Origin of the sequence: Gracilibacillus ureilyticus (genome assembly GCF_900111195.1) — a bacterium.
In the GTDB taxonomy this organism is placed as follows: domain Bacteria; phylum Bacillota; class Bacilli; order Bacillales; family Amphibacillaceae; genus Gracilibacillus; species Gracilibacillus ureilyticus.
On the sequence record NZ_FOGL01000012.1, the window covers coordinates 82,874 to 99,971 of the forward strand.

Genomic DNA, 17,098 nt, shown 5'->3' on the forward strand with positions numbered 1-17,098 from the left:
GACTAGCGTCAATAACCACCGCTGATCATAAGTCTCACTTTATACAGTTTTTCCATAATTTTTTCATAGCTATTTACTGGACAATCATATACAATAAAACTTGATTTTTCAAATGGGAGGGATACTCATTGCGGAAGTTTTTAGTAATGTTATTTCTTCTATTAATAGTAAGCTTTAGTGTTATTGGCTATAGCAATTCAAGTCAATCCGCCGGTGAGGAAACCATCGAGATTGAGGAATAGAAGAAAATAATGATGAAGAAACAAAAGGAGATTCGAAACTACGAATCTCCTTTTTGATACAGACCTGCAGTCCGCCTTACCTCTTTAAATTTACCAGTTCGTCTACTTTAACCGCCTGGCCTGTTTGCAGTGATTTATTTCCAGCTATTCCTGTAAGAATAGAGATTGCTCCATCGATATGGGAGGCAGCTCTGTTAAATTCATCTTCTTTCGGCACACCGAACAGATCATTTAATAATTCCGGATCACCGCCGCCATGACCGCCTTCTTTTTCTTCCACTTCTACTTCATACGGCTCGCCAAACATTGGGATAACGCGGAGAACTTTTTCCTTTAACTTACCTTCATCCCCTTTTTCTCCACCAGAGTTGATATAGGATTGTTCTCGTACTTGCACTTCAATCCGTCCTTTGGAACCATTGAAAGCAATCTGGAACCCTTCCCACGGTAAGTAGGCATTTAATGAGTAAGTTAAAATGGCTTTATTTTTATAGGTTACGACAACACCTAATGTATCTTCAATATTAATTCCATCACCAAAAACACTCTGGTCACGCTGGTAACCATCTTCCTTTTCCGCTTCTAAGTACATTGATTTTAAATGTTCATTTGCTTCTAAATCAATTGCGAACGGGTCATTCTTAGCATGTTCACTGCCATGTGCTCTCTGATAAAATTTCGTTTCCCCGCGGCGTTCCGCATTTTCTTTGCCATAAAAACGAAGTCCGCCTGTTGCATAAACAGTTTCGGGTTCCGTATTTAACCAGAAATTCACTAAATCAAAGTGGTGAGTTGATTTGTGAACAAGAAGCCCTCCACTGTTCCGTTTATCCCTGTGCCAGCGACGGAAATAATCTGCACCATGCTGAGTATCTAATGCCCATTCAAAGTGAACAGAATTTACTTCACCAATTACCCCGTCACGGATTAATTCCCGAATTTTTGTATTATGAGGGGCATAACGGTAATTAAATGTCACACGAACTTGTTGTCCTGTTCGTTCAATTGTATCTATAATCGCCTGTGTTTTTTCCGCATCAACTGTCATAGGCTTTTCAGTGATAACATCGCAGCCTAATTCCATCGCGCGAATAATATACCGGTGATGTGTTCTGTCCACAGATGTAACAATGACAATATCCGGTTTTTCCGTTTCAACCATTTCATCAAAGCGATCTGCAGTATATGTGTTAATTTTCTCCACATTGTACTTTTCTTCTAATAATTTATTCGCATAATTTAATCTCGTCTGGTTTGAATCGCAAAATGCAACTAATGAACATGTTTCCTGGAAGTCCCGTACCATTGCTCCATAGAAAAATTCTGCTCGACCGCCAGTACCAACTAATACATATTTTTTCTTCAAAGAAAACACTCCCACCCATTTTGTAATCGTTTGCAAAAATATAAGGATAATAACAACGTTGTTATTATTATAAATCATCTATTCTAAAATAGCAACTACTAATCTTTGAATTTGTTTGTCTTTTTTTGAATATCTTTGATTTTGGAGAAGGATAATGCGGGGTTATTAGTATTAAGGAAGATTATCATTTTAGATGATTACACTTATGTGAAATGGGTAAAAGTATTATAGGAAGCCGAAAATCCGCTTCCCTAAAACAAATAAATAACCCTCTCAAAATTGAGAGGGCGTTACAGCTAGTCCAATATAGTTACTTGTACTTGTCTTCTGCCCCAGTTGAGCGCATCTTGCTTAGTTGGAACATGAAGGTCAATTTTATTACCGTTAATTGCACCACCGGTATCGCCAGCAATTGCCTCACCATAACCTTCGACATATACTCTCGAACCGAGCGGAATGACGTTTGGATCGACAGCAATTACTTTCATATTTGGATTTTCCAGCAAGTTAATTCCTGTTGCTGTCACACCTGAACATCCAGCACATTTCGCTGTATAGGCAGTTGCTGTTACATTAATTGTCTGGCCTGATTGTTCCTGATCGTTTGATGACTGTGCAGCAACTTCAGCTGTTTTTATTTCGGCTGGGTCTGTAGCCACCGGTGTAGCTTCTACCGACGCTTCACTGTTATTTTCAGTTTCCTTTTGCGACTCTTCCCCATCCGTTTCTTTAATTGATAATTCTTCACCGACAATAATTAAATTAGTCTCAAGGTTATTCCATTCTTTGATATCGTCTACAGTTACATTATGTTCTATAGCAATCTCACTTAATGAATCACCTTTTTTCACTGTATAAGTAATTTCATTTTCTATATTTATAATTTGCTTAGGGATAATGATATCAGATTCTAAGCTGTTCATTTCTCTTAATTTAGCAACAGATGTATTATGTTCCTCCGCAATATCCCATAAACTGTCACCTTGCTTTACCTCGTATTCAGCTGCAGACAATGTCGTTAATGGAACGATAGTTAGAAAACTAGTAGCGATAAACGCTGTGGACAATAATAATTTTTTCATCCATGTTGCCTCCTTTCATGTTGACAAGCTACAATATAACATAAAAGAATACCCTTTGTGGTTACAGAGAAATTAAGAGTCTGTAACAAAGATTACGTTATAATCAGATGCTTGTCACATTTGTCATTATGGGGCAACATTTCCTGTTTTTATACGTCAAGATGTAATATTTTCTACTTTTTTACTAAATTTCTAATCTATTATTTACCAGTTAATCACTAACAACAGAATAATTCTGATTACATGAAGCTGTTAACTTTCCCTTTTTAAGTAAGTTATCAGCAATTAGTTCTGTCATATCAATCGGAATATCTTTGACTATCTCTTTTCCCTGGAACATAAAATAGTTTCCTCCGCCACTTGCACGGTAATTATTCATTACTACGTCAAATTCTTTATCTAATTCCAGCGTTTCTCCTTGGTAATTGAGCTTTGTTACACGTTCGCCTTCAGGGCGTGATATATTTAATTCGTACGTAATTCCTTCCCACATGTCATAATTATAATGTTGCGGTTTCGGTTCAATGAATGCTGGGTTTACCGTTATTTCTCCATTACTGTCTATTGTGAAATAACTTGCTGATAATTCCAATGCATCTTTTATATCTTGCCCTTTCAAGCGTAATACCTTCAGTGTGTTCGGGTAAATATAGTTAGAAACAATATCTCTCATCGTAACTTTTGCAGGAAAACCAGGGGATTGGTCATGAAAGAGTGCTGTACAGGAGATATTTACTCCCGCTGCTTCCATTTGCAATAAATTGATATATTCAATAAAAGGGTGTTCTTTCACCCGAGCCTGAAAAGTGCTATGGATACGCATATCTCCATCTACAGTTGTTATTGGCTGATCGAGCCACTCTTGTACTCTTGCTTCCTCGTTTTTTATTAATTCTATAATCTCGGCATCTGCCTCAATCTCGTCTGTCACGTAGTGAAGCTTACTGTCGATAGTAGTTACTGCCCCACCGTTCCACTCAACAGACACTTCTCCAACTGCCTGTCCTTTACTACCTGGCTGGATAACTGTGACACCGTTTATTTTAGTCGTAATTAACCTGTGCTGGTGTCCGGTAATAAGTATGTCAATTCCATCCACCTCCTGGCAAATCTGATAACCCTGATTTTCACCAGTAAGCGGCTCAGTCGGTTCTCCATTGTCAGGATCTCTTTCTAAACCACCATGATAACAAACAACCACGAGATCAGGTTTTTCTATTTCTTTGACTTTACTTACCCATTTTTTTGCTGATGTGCAGGCATCCTCAAAAACTAATCCTTTTATATGGTCAGGATCCTCCCAATTAGGAATATAGTGTGTCGTAATTCCGATAAATGCTATTTTCTGTTCATCAATTTCTTTTATAACATACGGTTTTCCAAAATAGGGTTCATTCGTTTTGCTATTTAGAATATTAGCTGACAGCCATGGAAATTCCGCCTGCTCCACAGTCGCTTCTAAATAATCCAACCCATAATTAAATTCATGGTTTCCGAAGACAGAGAAATCGTAGGGTAAACGGTTCGCAATATCAACTAATGGACTCGTTTGTTCTTTATGATATTTTGCAAAGTAATATGTAAATGGACTTCCCTGAATAAAATCACCATTATCCAATAAAACAACCTGGTTCTCTGCTCTTATCTTTTTTATAATAGCTGCTGTTTTAGCAAGTCCCTGGTTTTCCTCTTTTGTATCCCTGTAATTGACCGGCGCAATATAACCATGTATATCACTAGTTATACAAATTGACAGTTTCTGCATGTGATCACTCCTTTCTCTCATTATAGCGAAGAAATAGGCTGATAAGGAAAAAGTTTACACTATCTTTACTTAGTTTTAACACCAGGTTTTCATTCATTTGATATATTAAGAGTGTTCCAAATTGAGCAATGCTGCAAAGATTGCTTTCTCACAAAATGATAGCCCCTTTTTCTTGTTTGCCGATGAATCTTTTCATCGGCATCTTTTTATGTATATCTCAAGATTCACCGTTCTTTTTCCCCACTGACCAAAATTATTAATCAATAAAAAAATAGCCACACCTTTGATAAGATGTGGTTATTGTTACGGTAATTCTGTAATTCGTTCTGTTGCGGGTATTCTCGGAACAGGTGTCTGGTCTTTCGCAGGATATCCTACCTGCAATAATCCTACCACACGTTCATCGTCTTTTAAGCCAATTAATTCGGCTGTCTCTTCACAAAAAGTCAATTTGCCCGTTTTCCAAAATACACTCATGCCTTCTTCCCATGCTAGTAAACTAAAATTTTGAATGAGACAGCTGGCAGAGGCATAATCTTCCTCAATTAATTTCTGAATTGGATTAATCTTATTAATAACAAAAATAATAAAAGGTACCTTCATTATTTTTTGATAGCCTATTTCTCCTATTTCATCCAGCTTCTCTACTGGAGCAGTATTCGCTTTCTCTTTTGCTATTTCACGGTTAATTTCTGCAAGTTTCCTCTTTGCTTCTCCATTGACAAAAACAAAACGCCAAGGTTCCGTCATTTTGTGATTCGGTACCCAGACAGCAGTATTCAGTAATTCTTTCATAAGGTCTGCGGATACCGGTTCTTCTTTATATATAGAAATTGAGCGACGTTCTTTAATCAGCTGTTTGAGATTCATACCCATTCCCCTTTCCGACTTTAATTGAGAATCATTTTCAATGGTAACATATTCTTTTTTTGAAAACAAGATATTAATATTTTTAGGTGAAATATTCAAATTTTTTCAAAAATATCTTGATAAACATTTTCAAATCATGTAATATGTTGACAGCGAAAACTTTATAGCATTCTCTTATCAAGAGAGGTGGAGGGACTGGCCCTGTGATACCTCAGCAACCGTCTATTTAAAGACAAGGTGCTAATTCCAGCAAGCAAATGATGCTTGAAAGATGAGGAACAAGGATTATTCCCATTAAGGGCCTTCATCAATCAAGGATGAAGGCCCTTTTTAATTTATTCGGAAATAGAAAAGAGGTGAAAAGAATGAAAAGTCTCCAGAAAGAATTACAGGAAAAAATCCTGATTGCTGATGGGGCAATCGGGACATTACTTTATGCACATGGCGTAGATCAATGTTTTGAATCATACAATGTTTCAAAGCCGGAAGAAGTTCTGCAGGTACACCGTTCTTATATCGAAGCAGGTGCGGACATCATACAAACAAACACATATGGTGCCAACTATATTAAACTCTCACGTTTCGGTTTAGAGGAACAGGTTCACCAGATTAACGTTAAAGCAGTGCAAATTGCTAAACAAGCAGCAAGGAATAATACATTTGTATTAGGAACAATCGGAGGCATCCGGGGTGTACAGAAATTAATTACATCAAAAAAAGAAATCACCCGCAGTTTTAAAGAACAGTTATTTACACTACTATTGGAAGGTGTAGACGGAATCTTATTGGAAACGTATTATGATCTGGAAGAATTACGTACCGTTTTAGAAATCGTTCGAAAGGAAACCGAACTTCCTGTCATAACCAATGTGTCCATGCATGAGCCCGGAATCCTGGAAAATGGCACCCCGTTAACAGATGCATTCTATCAATTAGAGGAATTAGGAGCAGATGTTGTTGGGATAAATTGCCGTTTAGGACCACATCATATGATTGAATCACTAGAAAGTGTCCCATTACTTGATAAAGCTTACTTATCCGCTTTTCCAAATGCCAGCTTGCCTGCATATGAAAATGGCAGACTTGTTTACAGTGAACAAACTGATTATTTCAAACAATGTGCTATAAAGTTTCGCAATCAGGGAGTAAGGCTTATTGGCGGATGTTGTGGGACGACACCAGAACATATTAAAGCACTAAAAGAAGGAATTAACGGACTCGATCCAGTTACAAGGAAAGAAATTAAGGAAGAAAATCCGCTTATTATCACGCGAGACGAACCTCAACAAGAAGATCATAACCCTACCATACTCGATACTGTTAAGGAAAGACAGACAGTTATTGTCGAATTGGATGCGCCTAAACATTTAGAAATTGATGAATTTATTGAAGGTGTGAAGCAATTAGAGAAAGCTGGTGTCGATGCCATTACTTTAGCAGACAACTCGCTTGCAACACCAAGAATTAGTAACTTTGCAATGGCTATGAAAATGAAAGAACTGAATCTTAACGTGAAACCGCTCATTCACCTAACCTGTCGCGACCGTAACTTAATTGGACTACAGGCACATCTCATGGGTCTGCATACATTAGATTTCCATGATATTTTGGCGATAACAGGTGACCCAACCCGAATTGGCGGATTCCCTGGTGCATCTTCTGTTTTTGATGTCACTTCATTTGAATTAATCCGCCTGATCAAACAATGTAACCAGGGTCTATCCTTTTCTGGTGCGTCATTGCGGAGAAAAACAAACTTCCAAGTTGCTGCAGCATTTAACCCGAATGTTGCCAACTTAGAAAAAGCTGTAAAGCGGATGGAAAAGAAAATCGAACATGGTGCAGATTACTTCCTAACCCAGCCAATCTTTAACCATGAACAGATTATCGCTTTATACCGTGAAACAAAACACTTAAACACACCGATTTTCATAGGAATTATGCCATTAGTGTCGCATAAGAATGCCGAATTTCTTCATCATGAAGTTCCTGGCATGAAGCTTTCTGATGAAGTAAGGGCAAGAATGCAAGCACATTCCAATCGCAATGATGCAATACAAGAAGGTATACAAATTGCTAAAGAATTAATCGACACAGCTATTAACTATTTTAATGGAATTTACTTAATTACGCCATTCATGCATTATCAAATTACGACAAAATTAACCAAATATATTATAAAAGTGAATAATGAGAGAAAAATTCTACATTAAATTACAAATTATAGGAGTGTGTTATCATGACAACATATATCAGTTCGAATTTAGGATACCCTCGTATCGGGGAAGACAGAGAGTGGAAAAAAGCGCTGGAATCGTATTGGAAAAGTGAAATTACAGCAGATGAATTAAAATTGCAAACAAAAAAATTAAGGCTTGCCAGTTTGAAGAAACAGCAGGAACTTAACATTGACCTTATCCCTGTTGGAGATTTCTCTTTCTATGACCATGTACTTGATACTGCCTTTTCTTTCGGTATCATTCCTAAGAGATTTCAGCATTTAGATGAACAGTCAATTGATACTTATTTCGCTATTGCCAGAGGAAACAAAGAGGCTGTAGCTGCCGAAATGACGAAATGGTTTAATACCAACTATCATTATATTGTTCCTGAATTAAATGATGTAACACCTAGATTAGTAGAGAACCGTGCATTAACTTATTACAAAGAAGCTAAGGAAGAACTAGGCATTGATGGGAAGCCTGTACTTGTCGGACCCGTTACTTTAGTAAAATTATCAAAAGGATATGATTCCGGACATTTGGAATCAATTGTTGATTCATTTATTCCGCTATATATCCAGGTTCTCCAGGAACTTGTGGAAGCTGGAGCAGAGTGGATCCAAGTCGATGAGCCTGTCCTTGGTACGAACCTGTCAGAAAATCAAATCGCGCTAGTCGAAAAAGTATATCAGAAAATAACCGCTGAGGTTCCTGAAGCGAAAATTATTTTGCAAACCTATTTTGAAACAGTACAGCATTACGAGAGAGTCGTTAAATTGCCTGTCACTGCAATCGGATTAGACTTTGTTCACGGTGACCATTTACCGGCAATAAAAAAATGGGGCTTTCCGAAAGAAAAGATATTAGCTGCAGGTATTATTAATGGCCGGAATGTGTGGCGCTCAGATCTTGACAGCAAATTATCATTAATTCAGGAGATTCAATCCGTTACAGATGCAGATACAATTATTATCCAGCCTTCCTGCTCTTTACTGCATGTACCTGTTACGAAGAAAACGGAAAAGAAAGTGGACCAGGTGATTCTTGATGGATTGAGCTTTGCTGATGAGAAGTTGGCGGAAATTCAAATATTAGTTAAAGGAACGAACGAAGGAAAAGCTGCAGTAGAAAGTGAGCTGAATGAAAGTAAAACAGCAAGAACCGTACTCGCTGAATCACCTTACCGCCAGAACCATCAGGTGGCTGAGGAACTGAAGCAGATTGGTGACGAAGAAGTAAAACGAGCATTGCCTTTTGCAGAAAGAATAAAACTGCAGCAGAAACAGTTGAATTTACCTTTACTGCCAACAACGACAATCGGCAGTCTCCCGCAAACGAGTGAAGTAAAAGGAACTCGTACAAAATGGCGGAGAGGTGATATTACCGATCAAGAGTATAATAAATTCATTGAATCAGAAACGAAGAAATGGATTGAAATTCAGGAAGAGTTAGAAATAGATGTACTTGTTCATGGTGAATTTGAACGTACCGACATGGTAGAGTTTTTCGGTGAGAAACTGAACGGTTTTGCTGTCACAGAATATGGCTGGGTACAGTCTTACGGGTCACGCTGTGTGAAACCACCATTAATTGTAGGCGATGTTTCGTGGGGCGGACCGATGACAGTAAAGGAAATCGTTTTTGCCCAAACACTTACAGATAAACCAGTAAAAGGCATGTTGACAGGACCGGTAACTATTCTGAATTGGTCATTTGTTCATGAGGAATTACCTCGATTTACTATTCAGGATCAAATTGGCTTAGCATTAGAGAAAGAAGTTTTAGCACTTGAAGAAGCGGGTGTAAACATTATTCAGGTTGATGAGCCTGCATTGCGTGAAGGCTTACCACTTGATCACTTAAAATGGCCGGAATATTTTGATGCTGCAACGAGGGCTTTCAGAATATCTACTTCATCAGTAAAACCATCTACACAAATTCATACACATATGTGCTATTCAGAATTCAGTGAAATTTTTGAAGTTATTGATTCACTGGATGCTGATGTGATTTCCATCGAAACATCAAGAAGTCATGGGGAATTAATTGATACTTTTGAGGTGAATGATTATGACAAAGAAATTGGTTTAGGTGTTTATGACATTCACAGCCCACGAGTTCCTAGTGTAGAAGAAATTAAAGCGAATATCGATAGAGCTTTGCGTACGATCGATGTAAAACAGTTCTGGATTAATCCTGACTGCGGGTTGAAAACAAGGGGGAAAGAGGAAACTGTTGCCGCATTACGCAATATGATTGAAGCCGCAAGGCAAGTCCGTGAAGAAGTTACTGCAAAGGTTAGCGGATAATTTATCTGCTATACCTGGTGCCATCCCTTGTATTGTATAGCAAGCCGGGTACTACAATAACGTGACCCCTAAGAACGAACAAGAAAAACCGAACTACTCGAATGTCACAGACATTCGATCATAGTTCGGTTTTTACTTTAGCTTAGGCTCATCTTTTGCATTTATCTTGGGAAGCGAGACCAATCTAACAATCCAAAAATGTAATCAGTCAGTTCATCTACAAAGGAATCTATTTCTTCCTTAAACGGATTTTCGCCAATCCCCCAGTCTGGGTTTCCTCTTTTGGCTGATACAATAGCTGATGAATTTGTTGGTTTCAACTGATAGGTGTCATTAAATTTGCTTGCTATCCCAGTAACATCAACCTTGTCACCATTTTCATACTCAAAGTCCTCATAACTCAAGCCTGTACGATTGTCCACACGTACAACTGCTGATTTATTGCCTTTTTTTGCAATAAACTCAAATGTTCCGTAAGTCCCAACTTCTGTTAATTCAGTAATAGTAACACCTTTCAATATTACAAGTTGACCCTGGTTACTTTCATTTAATTTACCTGGGTGTATAATTTTCGGTTTCGGGAGGTCATCCTGTCCAATAACTTCAATGGAGGAAACCTGACCTAATTGTTTTTCACCATTATACTCTCCAGTAATTGCAGTGACTTTTACTATATCTCCTGGTGATACCTTATCATCACCAAACACATAAATTCCTGCCTTTTTGTCCTGGATGTAAAAGCCATTTCCTCCCCAGGCACCAGGTGTTGTAGTCACAACTCCTTCAACAGTTACTTTTGTTCCGATTGCTGCATTTCTTGCTTCAGCTATTGATACTGCCCCTAAATCCTCTTCATGTTCATCTCCAGATTCAGTGATTCTCCCTTGCGGGCCGATCACAAGAGGATTCCCTTCTGAAGTATTTAAATATTGGACATAATCAACGAATGCATCTAAATCAACAGGTCCCATCTCTTCATTTTCTCCAAGTTCCCCTATTGGGCGGTATTTATCACCTGATGATGTACCCATAAAGTTATTTACAACCAACGTATAAGTTGCGGTCTTATCAATCGGTGTTCCATCAGGTAATGTGATTTCTGTTACTTTTGATGTTGCTGTATCCCACTTATAATGTAAGCCAGCAACACTGTAATCTGGACCATATACTGGTGAAAGCTGTGCATCCAGAATGGTATACAGGTCTTCTCCTGTTACTTCAAACTTCATAAGTGTATTACCAAACGGCATAATATTGTAAAGATCACCCCATGTAACTTCACCTGCTAATAAATCGTCACGAATTCCTCCACCATTCATCATAGCGAAATCTGCATCCATTGCCCATTGCATTCCGTCTGCAATTAAATTCCCTAATCCATGATCACCATCATTTGTATAATCACCTGTTAAATCTTGTGCATTATATCCCAATACCTGATTCATTTTCGGTTCAATCAGTTCCTGATATTTATTAAGAATCGCACCAGCTGCGGAATCTGGCTCTATTTGACTTTGATCAACCCATACGATTTCTGCTTCCTTCTTAACAATATCACCTGTTTCCCTGTCAATTTGAATATCAATATCCGCAAATGCTTTTCCGTATTCACTTGCCTGGACTATTAATTTATTATCGACAACGCCATTTACTACCTGATGGTTATGTGCCGCAAAAATGATGTCAACTGCATCATTTACATTTCTGGCAAGGTCGGCCGATTCCCCTGAAACACTGTCTCCATCCTGCTCAGCCGGCATGTGTGCGAGGACCACAATAGCTTCCACACCCTCTGCCTGTAATGCAGCTGCAGATTCATTAACCGCTGTTACTTCATCCGTAAATTTAATGTCTTCAATACCTGCAGGCATTACCATTCCTGCAGATGCCTGTGTATTAATCCCGATAAACCCTATTTTTTCTCCATCAATTTCTGTGACGGCATACGGCGGTAAAACCGTTTCACCTGAGTCCTTATAAACACAGTTTGCACAGAGATTAGCAAAATTCATGCCATCATAATTTTCTGTCCCTAAACCTTCCGGATGTTCTCCGCCATTTACCATTCTCAACAATTCGGCAGTACCTTCGTCAAATTCATGATTACCTACTGTACCAAAGTCAAAACCGATCTCTTCCATCATTTCTACTGTTGGTTCATCCTGGTACAGGCCGGAAACTGGTGAGCTTCCGCCAATCATATCCCCTGCATGGACAATAAGAGAATTAGGATGTTGCTGATCACGAGCCTTTAAATAGGCTGCGACATAATCCATCCTGCCGTATACTCCGTCAATTTCTCCGTCACCATTAATATCTAATTCATACTGCTGATCAATTTTGCCATGAAGATCATTCATACTAAGCAATTGAACATCAAGCACTTCTCCGACCGGTTCACCAACAGCTGCTGTATACCCCTGTGCTTTTGCTTCTTCAGCACTTGCAAAGAAAATGCGGTGTTCTACTGGAACTTGGTTATATTCTGCTGGCTCAACATATTTCTTTGTATCAGAATTACCGACATACCGGTGGAAATCCCCACCTTCGGTAATTGCACGGTATTCAAAAGGTAATTCTTTTAGTGGATTCTCTGAATTCCAAATCCCCAACCCTGCATCAATCGCTGTTTTCACTGTATTTTGGTAAGTTTGGTATGTTTCCTCATCACCAATTGGCCAGATGAAATATGTTGTTGCCAAACCTTCTTCGACAAGCTGAAGATTCGTATTCACTCCATCTTCATTTATTACTTCTGCTAATAATCTTCCATACGCATCGGCAGGTTCCTGACCAATTTTCAAAGTGACTTTTGAACCTTCAGGTAACAACTCTTTTAAACGGTTGGTCGCATTTTCACCATGTTCTTTCTGATTTGCTTCATCTGCCCCATTCGCACCAGGGACACTTGTTTCTGGTGTGTCAATGTTAACAAAACGAACGCGGTCCGCGCCTAATACTGGTGTTGTTAAACGAATGGTATCACCATCTGTGACATACTCTACCGTGGAAGTATATTCCCCGCTGGCATCCGGAGCTTCAGGCTGATCTTCGGCCAAGACAATATCACCAGCATTCCGCGGCAGCAGCTGGTAACTATTATACTGGCTCAAAATCGCTGTAATATCATACCACTTTCCTTCTTCCAGGCTTTCTACATCCATTGTTCCTTCCATTACTCTTAATGTCGTTCCATTGAAATCCTGATCCATTAATGAGATATTATAACCGCCACCCGCTGGACTTTCCGGGATATTTTGGATGTAACCAGCAAGCGAAACAAGCTGGCCTTCCAGAGGTTCTACTGTTGCCTCATTGCTGAGATCAGCAAGTGTTATTAAGGCTGGTTCGGGCAACTCTGTGTTATTTGCCAAAACTTCCACATCTTCCGGACTCTGTGGAATGATTTCTGTTAACCCATTATAAATATCTATCTCCCCTGTCAATTTAACACGGTCACCTTCTTGTAATTCCGGGAAGCCAGCGCGGTCAAAAACGAAAATATTTATACCGGCTGTTCCATCCTGCAAATAAACAGACAATTGGCTGCTGGCTGGATTTGCCAGGTTGTCCGAAGTAATGACACCTTCGATCGTAGCTATACTTCCTTTTGAAAATTGGCGTGCTTCCGCAATGGTTGTTACATCACCAGGTTCTTCCTCTTCCGGATTTTCAGAAGGTGATTCGCTTGCCTGTATGTCACTTGCTTTGGTTGGCTTCAACTGATAAATCCCATTATAAATACTTGCAATACCTGTTATATTAATGGAGTCTCCTGACTGATATCCAAACTCCTGATAAGTTAAACCAATCCTGTTATCCACTCGGACAAGAACCGATTCGCCATTTTTCGTTGCCTTAAATTCAAAAGTTCCGTAGCTGTTCACTTCTTGCAAATCAGATATTTCCGCATCTTTCACCATTACTAATTGCCCCTGGTTCGTTTCATTTACCTGATTCGGCGATATTTCCTTTCCTTCAGGAATTTCTGATTGTCCAATAACATCAAGAGAAGCAATCTTACTTAACTGAATCTCTCCATTATATTCCTGTACCTCTGCTGTCACTCTGACTACATTACCTGGCGTCACAGAGTCATCCTCAAAAACATAAATGCCCGCCGTATTATCCTGGAGGTAGAAACCACTTCCGCCCCATGCTCCCGGAGATGTTGTAACAACGCCTTCTACTGTAACTGTTTCACCAACTAATGATCTTACTTCACGAATGGTAGAATCATTATCCACCGGTTCTTCAACAGCTGCTTTATGTTCACCCAGATTTTCAAAATAATCTTTCCCCTGATCTGTCCACTCTGCGGCATCATAGGCTGGATTAGGACTTGTGACATTATCATTTCTGATTAATGTTTTATCCTTTCCAAAATTATTACGGAGCCCAATTTCTCCTATGACATCAATGATGGTATCACCTTTTATTAAGGCAAATGCATCATCCCCATTAAAATTTATTACCGTACTGTTCGTTTCATCCGCCACTGCAAGTATTGGCTCATCAGCCTGGTTGTGTGATATAACGAACACTTCCCCACTAGCGAGATTACCTGATAATGTGGCAGATTGAGATACTTGTTCAGCCCCATTGGAATATAGTGCAATACTGTAATTAGATAAATCGATGTCAGTGCCTGTCCCATTGTAAATCTCTATTGCTTTGTTGTAGCTGCTCCCCTCGATATACTCCGAAATAAACAATTCATTTGTGTTTGCCCCGGATTCTGCAGCTTTCACACTAATGAATGGAATAAATGCATTCGTTATTTGTGTAAACATGACTACCAAAGCAATGATCAAAAAACCAACTGATTTCTTCTCTCTTTTCATCAAAATCCTCCTTATTATTACTTAAAATAGTTTATACCTACATTCTAACAGCTAAAATTTGTTATATTATTAATTAAATGTAAATAGTATGTAAGTTTACTTTCACATTAATTTCTGAAAATACTCTTGTTATTTTTAAAATAATCCGATAATATTAAGTTAGTAAATTAAATTAATTAAGTCTTTAACTTTTATTAACAGGAGGATATAAAGAATGAATCTATCTGCATTAATTAGCAAGTTTCACGATGTGTTCCGTACAACATCTTCACCTAGAGCTTTTTTTGCTCCAGGTCGAATTAATTTGATTGGTGAACATACAGATTACAATGGTGGTCACGTCTTCCCTGCAGCAATCTCCTTCGGGACTTATGCCGTTGCCGTTAAAAGAAAAGACCGGAAAATGCAGTTTTACTCCGAAAATTTCCCTGAAAGAGGAATAATTCAAGGATCATTAGATCAGCTAGAATACAGGAAAGAAGACGACTGGGCGAATTATCCGAAAGGGATGGTCGATTATTTTATTAGGGAAGGATATGCCATTGATCACGGTTTTGACGTATTATTTTACGGTAATATCCCTAATGGCGCAGGGCTGTCCTCTTCTGCATCGATTGAACTGGCAACAGGAGTTTTACTGGATGGTTTATTCTCATGTAATATTGATCGTGTCCGTATGGTACAACTAGGACAAATGGTGGAGAATCATTATATTGGTGTGAACAGCGGAATTATGGACCAGTTTGCAATTGGTATGGGGAAAGCGGACAATGCCATGTTATTAAATTGCGACACCCTGGATTTTGAATATGCACCAATTATGTTAGAGGATCATGACATTATCATAATTAATACTAATAAACGACGGGAACTTGCTGATTCGAAATATAATGAACGAAGAAGCGAATGTGAGCAGGCATTAGCTGACCTTCAGAAAGAACTGTCCATCAACAGTCTTGGGGAGCTTACTCCTGAACAGTTTGAACAGCATAAAGCATTGATTCATAACCCGACTCATCAGAAGCGGGCAAAACATGCCGTCTATGAAAATGCAAGGACGATAGAAGCGTTAAACCGACTTAAAGCAGGTAAATTAAAAGAATTTGGTGAATTAATTAACCAATCCCATATCTCTTTACGAGACGATTATGAAGTGACGGGACTTGAATTGGATACAATTGCTGAAACAGCATGGCAACTTGATGGTGTACTTGGATCCCGGATGACTGGTGCAGGATTCGGTGGATGTGCAATTGCGATTGTCGAAAAGTCAGAATCAGAGATATTTCAAGCAAGACTAACAGATATTTATAAAAAGAAAGTAGGTTATACGCCATCCTACTATATTGCAGCAATTGGCGATGGTGCAAAGGAATTAAACATTGGGGAGGCTGAATAATATGAGAATTTTAGTACTAGGGGGCGCAGGTTATATTGGGTCACATGCTGTATACCAGCTGCAAGACCAGGGGCATGAAGTGATAGTTATTGATAACTTGGAAACAGGCCACGCTGAAGCGATTCATCCGGAAGCTGCTTTCTATCAAGGTGATATTCGGGATATCGAATTTTTGCGGGAAGTATTTTCACACGAGCAAATTGATGGAGTACTCCACTTCTCTGCTAATTCTTTAGTTGGAGAGTCAATGGAAAACCCGCTGAAATATTTTGATAACAATGTTTATGGTACCCAGGTTCTATTAAAAGCGATGACAGAATTCCATATCAAACATATTGTTTTCTCATCAACTGCCGCAACATATGGCGAACCGGATCAAGTACCGATTACAGAAACAATGCCGACACTGCCTACAAATGCTTATGGTGAAACAAAACTGACAATGGAAAAAATGATGCGCTGGTGTGAAGCCGCACATGGTATCCGCTTTGTGTCACTTCGTTATTTTAATGTCGCCGGTGCCAGAAGTACTGGTGAAATTGGTGAAGACCATCGTCCGGAAACACACTTGATCCCGATTGTTCTGCAAGTTGCACTTGATCAGAGAGAACATATTTCTATATTCGGGGATGATTATCACACTCCTGATGGAACGTGTATCAGGGATTATATCCATGTGGAGGACCTAATTGATGCACATATTCTGGCACTTAACTATTTAATAGACGGTGGGGAGAGTAATATATTCAATCTTGGCAGCAGCCAGGGGTTCTCTGTTAAGGAAATAATTGATACAGCACGCGAGATTACCGGCCATGACATCCCGGCAAAAGTTGCACCAAGACGTGCCGGAGATCCTAGTACATTAATTGCATCTTCGGATAAAGCAAAAGACGTGTTAGGCTGGAAACCATCCAGAACTGATATTAAGAGGATCATTTCAGATGCATGGAACTGGCATAAGAAAATGCCACACGGTTACAGTGAGGAGGCATAATT

Annotated in this window: 9 protein-coding genes and 1 riboswitch; of the genes, 4 read left to right on the forward strand and 5 right to left on the reverse strand. The window is 39.0% G+C overall.

Annotated features, from left to right (window positions below; all coding sequences use genetic code 11):
• Positions 1 to 318 precede the first annotated feature (318 nt).
• The 4 genes from BMW36_RS12380 to BMW36_RS12395 all read right to left on the reverse strand — a co-directional run bounded on the left by BMW36_RS12380 (position 319) and on the right by BMW36_RS12395 (position 5,325).
• Complete coding sequence (locus BMW36_RS12380) at positions 319 to 1,608, reverse strand: Gfo/Idh/MocA family protein (protein WP_089741564.1); 1,290 nt, start codon at positions 1,606 to 1,608, stop codon at positions 319 to 321.
• A gap of 296 nt (positions 1,609 to 1,904) precedes the next feature.
• The gene (locus BMW36_RS12385) at positions 1,905 to 2,690 is read right to left on the reverse strand and encodes a LysM peptidoglycan-binding and 3D domain-containing protein (RefSeq protein ID WP_089741566.1); all 786 of its coding nucleotides are present in this window, start codon (positions 2,688 to 2,690) and stop codon (positions 1,905 to 1,907) included.
• A 211-nt stretch (positions 2,691 to 2,901) separates the two neighbouring features.
• Positions 2,902 to 4,476, reverse strand: coding sequence for a bifunctional metallophosphatase/5'-nucleotidase (locus tag BMW36_RS12390; RefSeq protein ID WP_483866644.1), 1,575 nt, complete (start codon positions 4,474 to 4,476; stop codon positions 2,902 to 2,904).
• Positions 4,477 to 4,758: 282 nt separating this feature from the next.
• Positions 4,759 to 5,325: a nitroreductase family protein gene (locus tag BMW36_RS12395; protein WP_175480451.1), complete on the reverse strand. Its 567-nt coding sequence runs from the start codon at positions 5,323 to 5,325 to the stop codon at positions 4,759 to 4,761.
• Positions 5,326 to 5,496: 171 nt separating this feature from the next.
• A riboswitch (SAM riboswitch) is annotated at positions 5,497 to 5,603 on the forward strand.
• An 87-nt stretch (positions 5,604 to 5,690) separates the two neighbouring features.
• Between BMW36_RS12395 and BMW36_RS12400 the strand changes: the two genes are divergently transcribed.
• Together BMW36_RS12400 and metE are read left to right on the forward strand one after the other, a co-directional pair.
• Positions 5,691 to 7,538 carry a bifunctional homocysteine S-methyltransferase/methylenetetrahydrofolate reductase gene (locus tag BMW36_RS12400; protein ID WP_089741572.1) on the forward strand — a complete coding sequence of 616 codons (1,848 nt, stop codon included), beginning with the start codon at positions 5,691 to 5,693 and terminating at the stop codon, positions 7,536 to 7,538.
• A 26-nt stretch (positions 7,539 to 7,564) separates the two neighbouring features.
• Positions 7,565 to 9,856, forward strand: a complete 2,292-nt coding sequence (metE, locus tag BMW36_RS12405) for a 5-methyltetrahydropteroyltriglutamate--homocysteine S-methyltransferase (protein WP_089741574.1) — start codon at positions 7,565 to 7,567, stop codon at positions 9,854 to 9,856.
• 161 nt (positions 9,857 to 10,017) lie between these two features.
• Here metE and BMW36_RS12410 read toward each other — a convergent pair whose 3' ends face one another.
• A complete protein-coding gene (locus BMW36_RS12410; protein WP_089741576.1) occupies positions 10,018 to 14,700 on the reverse strand; it encodes a 5'-nucleotidase C-terminal domain-containing protein in 4,683 nt (1,560 codons plus the stop codon).
• 214 nt (positions 14,701 to 14,914) lie between these two features.
• Between BMW36_RS12410 and BMW36_RS12415 the strand changes: the two genes are divergently transcribed.
• Both BMW36_RS12415 and galE read left to right on the forward strand, forming a co-directional pair.
• Positions 14,915 to 16,099 (forward strand): galactokinase, encoded by a 1,185-nt coding sequence (locus BMW36_RS12415; protein ID WP_089741578.1) that lies wholly within the window; start codon positions 14,915 to 14,917, stop codon positions 16,097 to 16,099.
• 1 nt (position 16,100) lies between these two features.
• Positions 16,101 to 17,096, forward strand: coding sequence for a UDP-glucose 4-epimerase GalE (galE, locus tag BMW36_RS12420; RefSeq protein WP_089741580.1), 996 nt, complete (start codon positions 16,101 to 16,103; stop codon positions 17,094 to 17,096).
• The last annotated feature ends 2 nt before the right edge of the window (positions 17,097 to 17,098 follow it).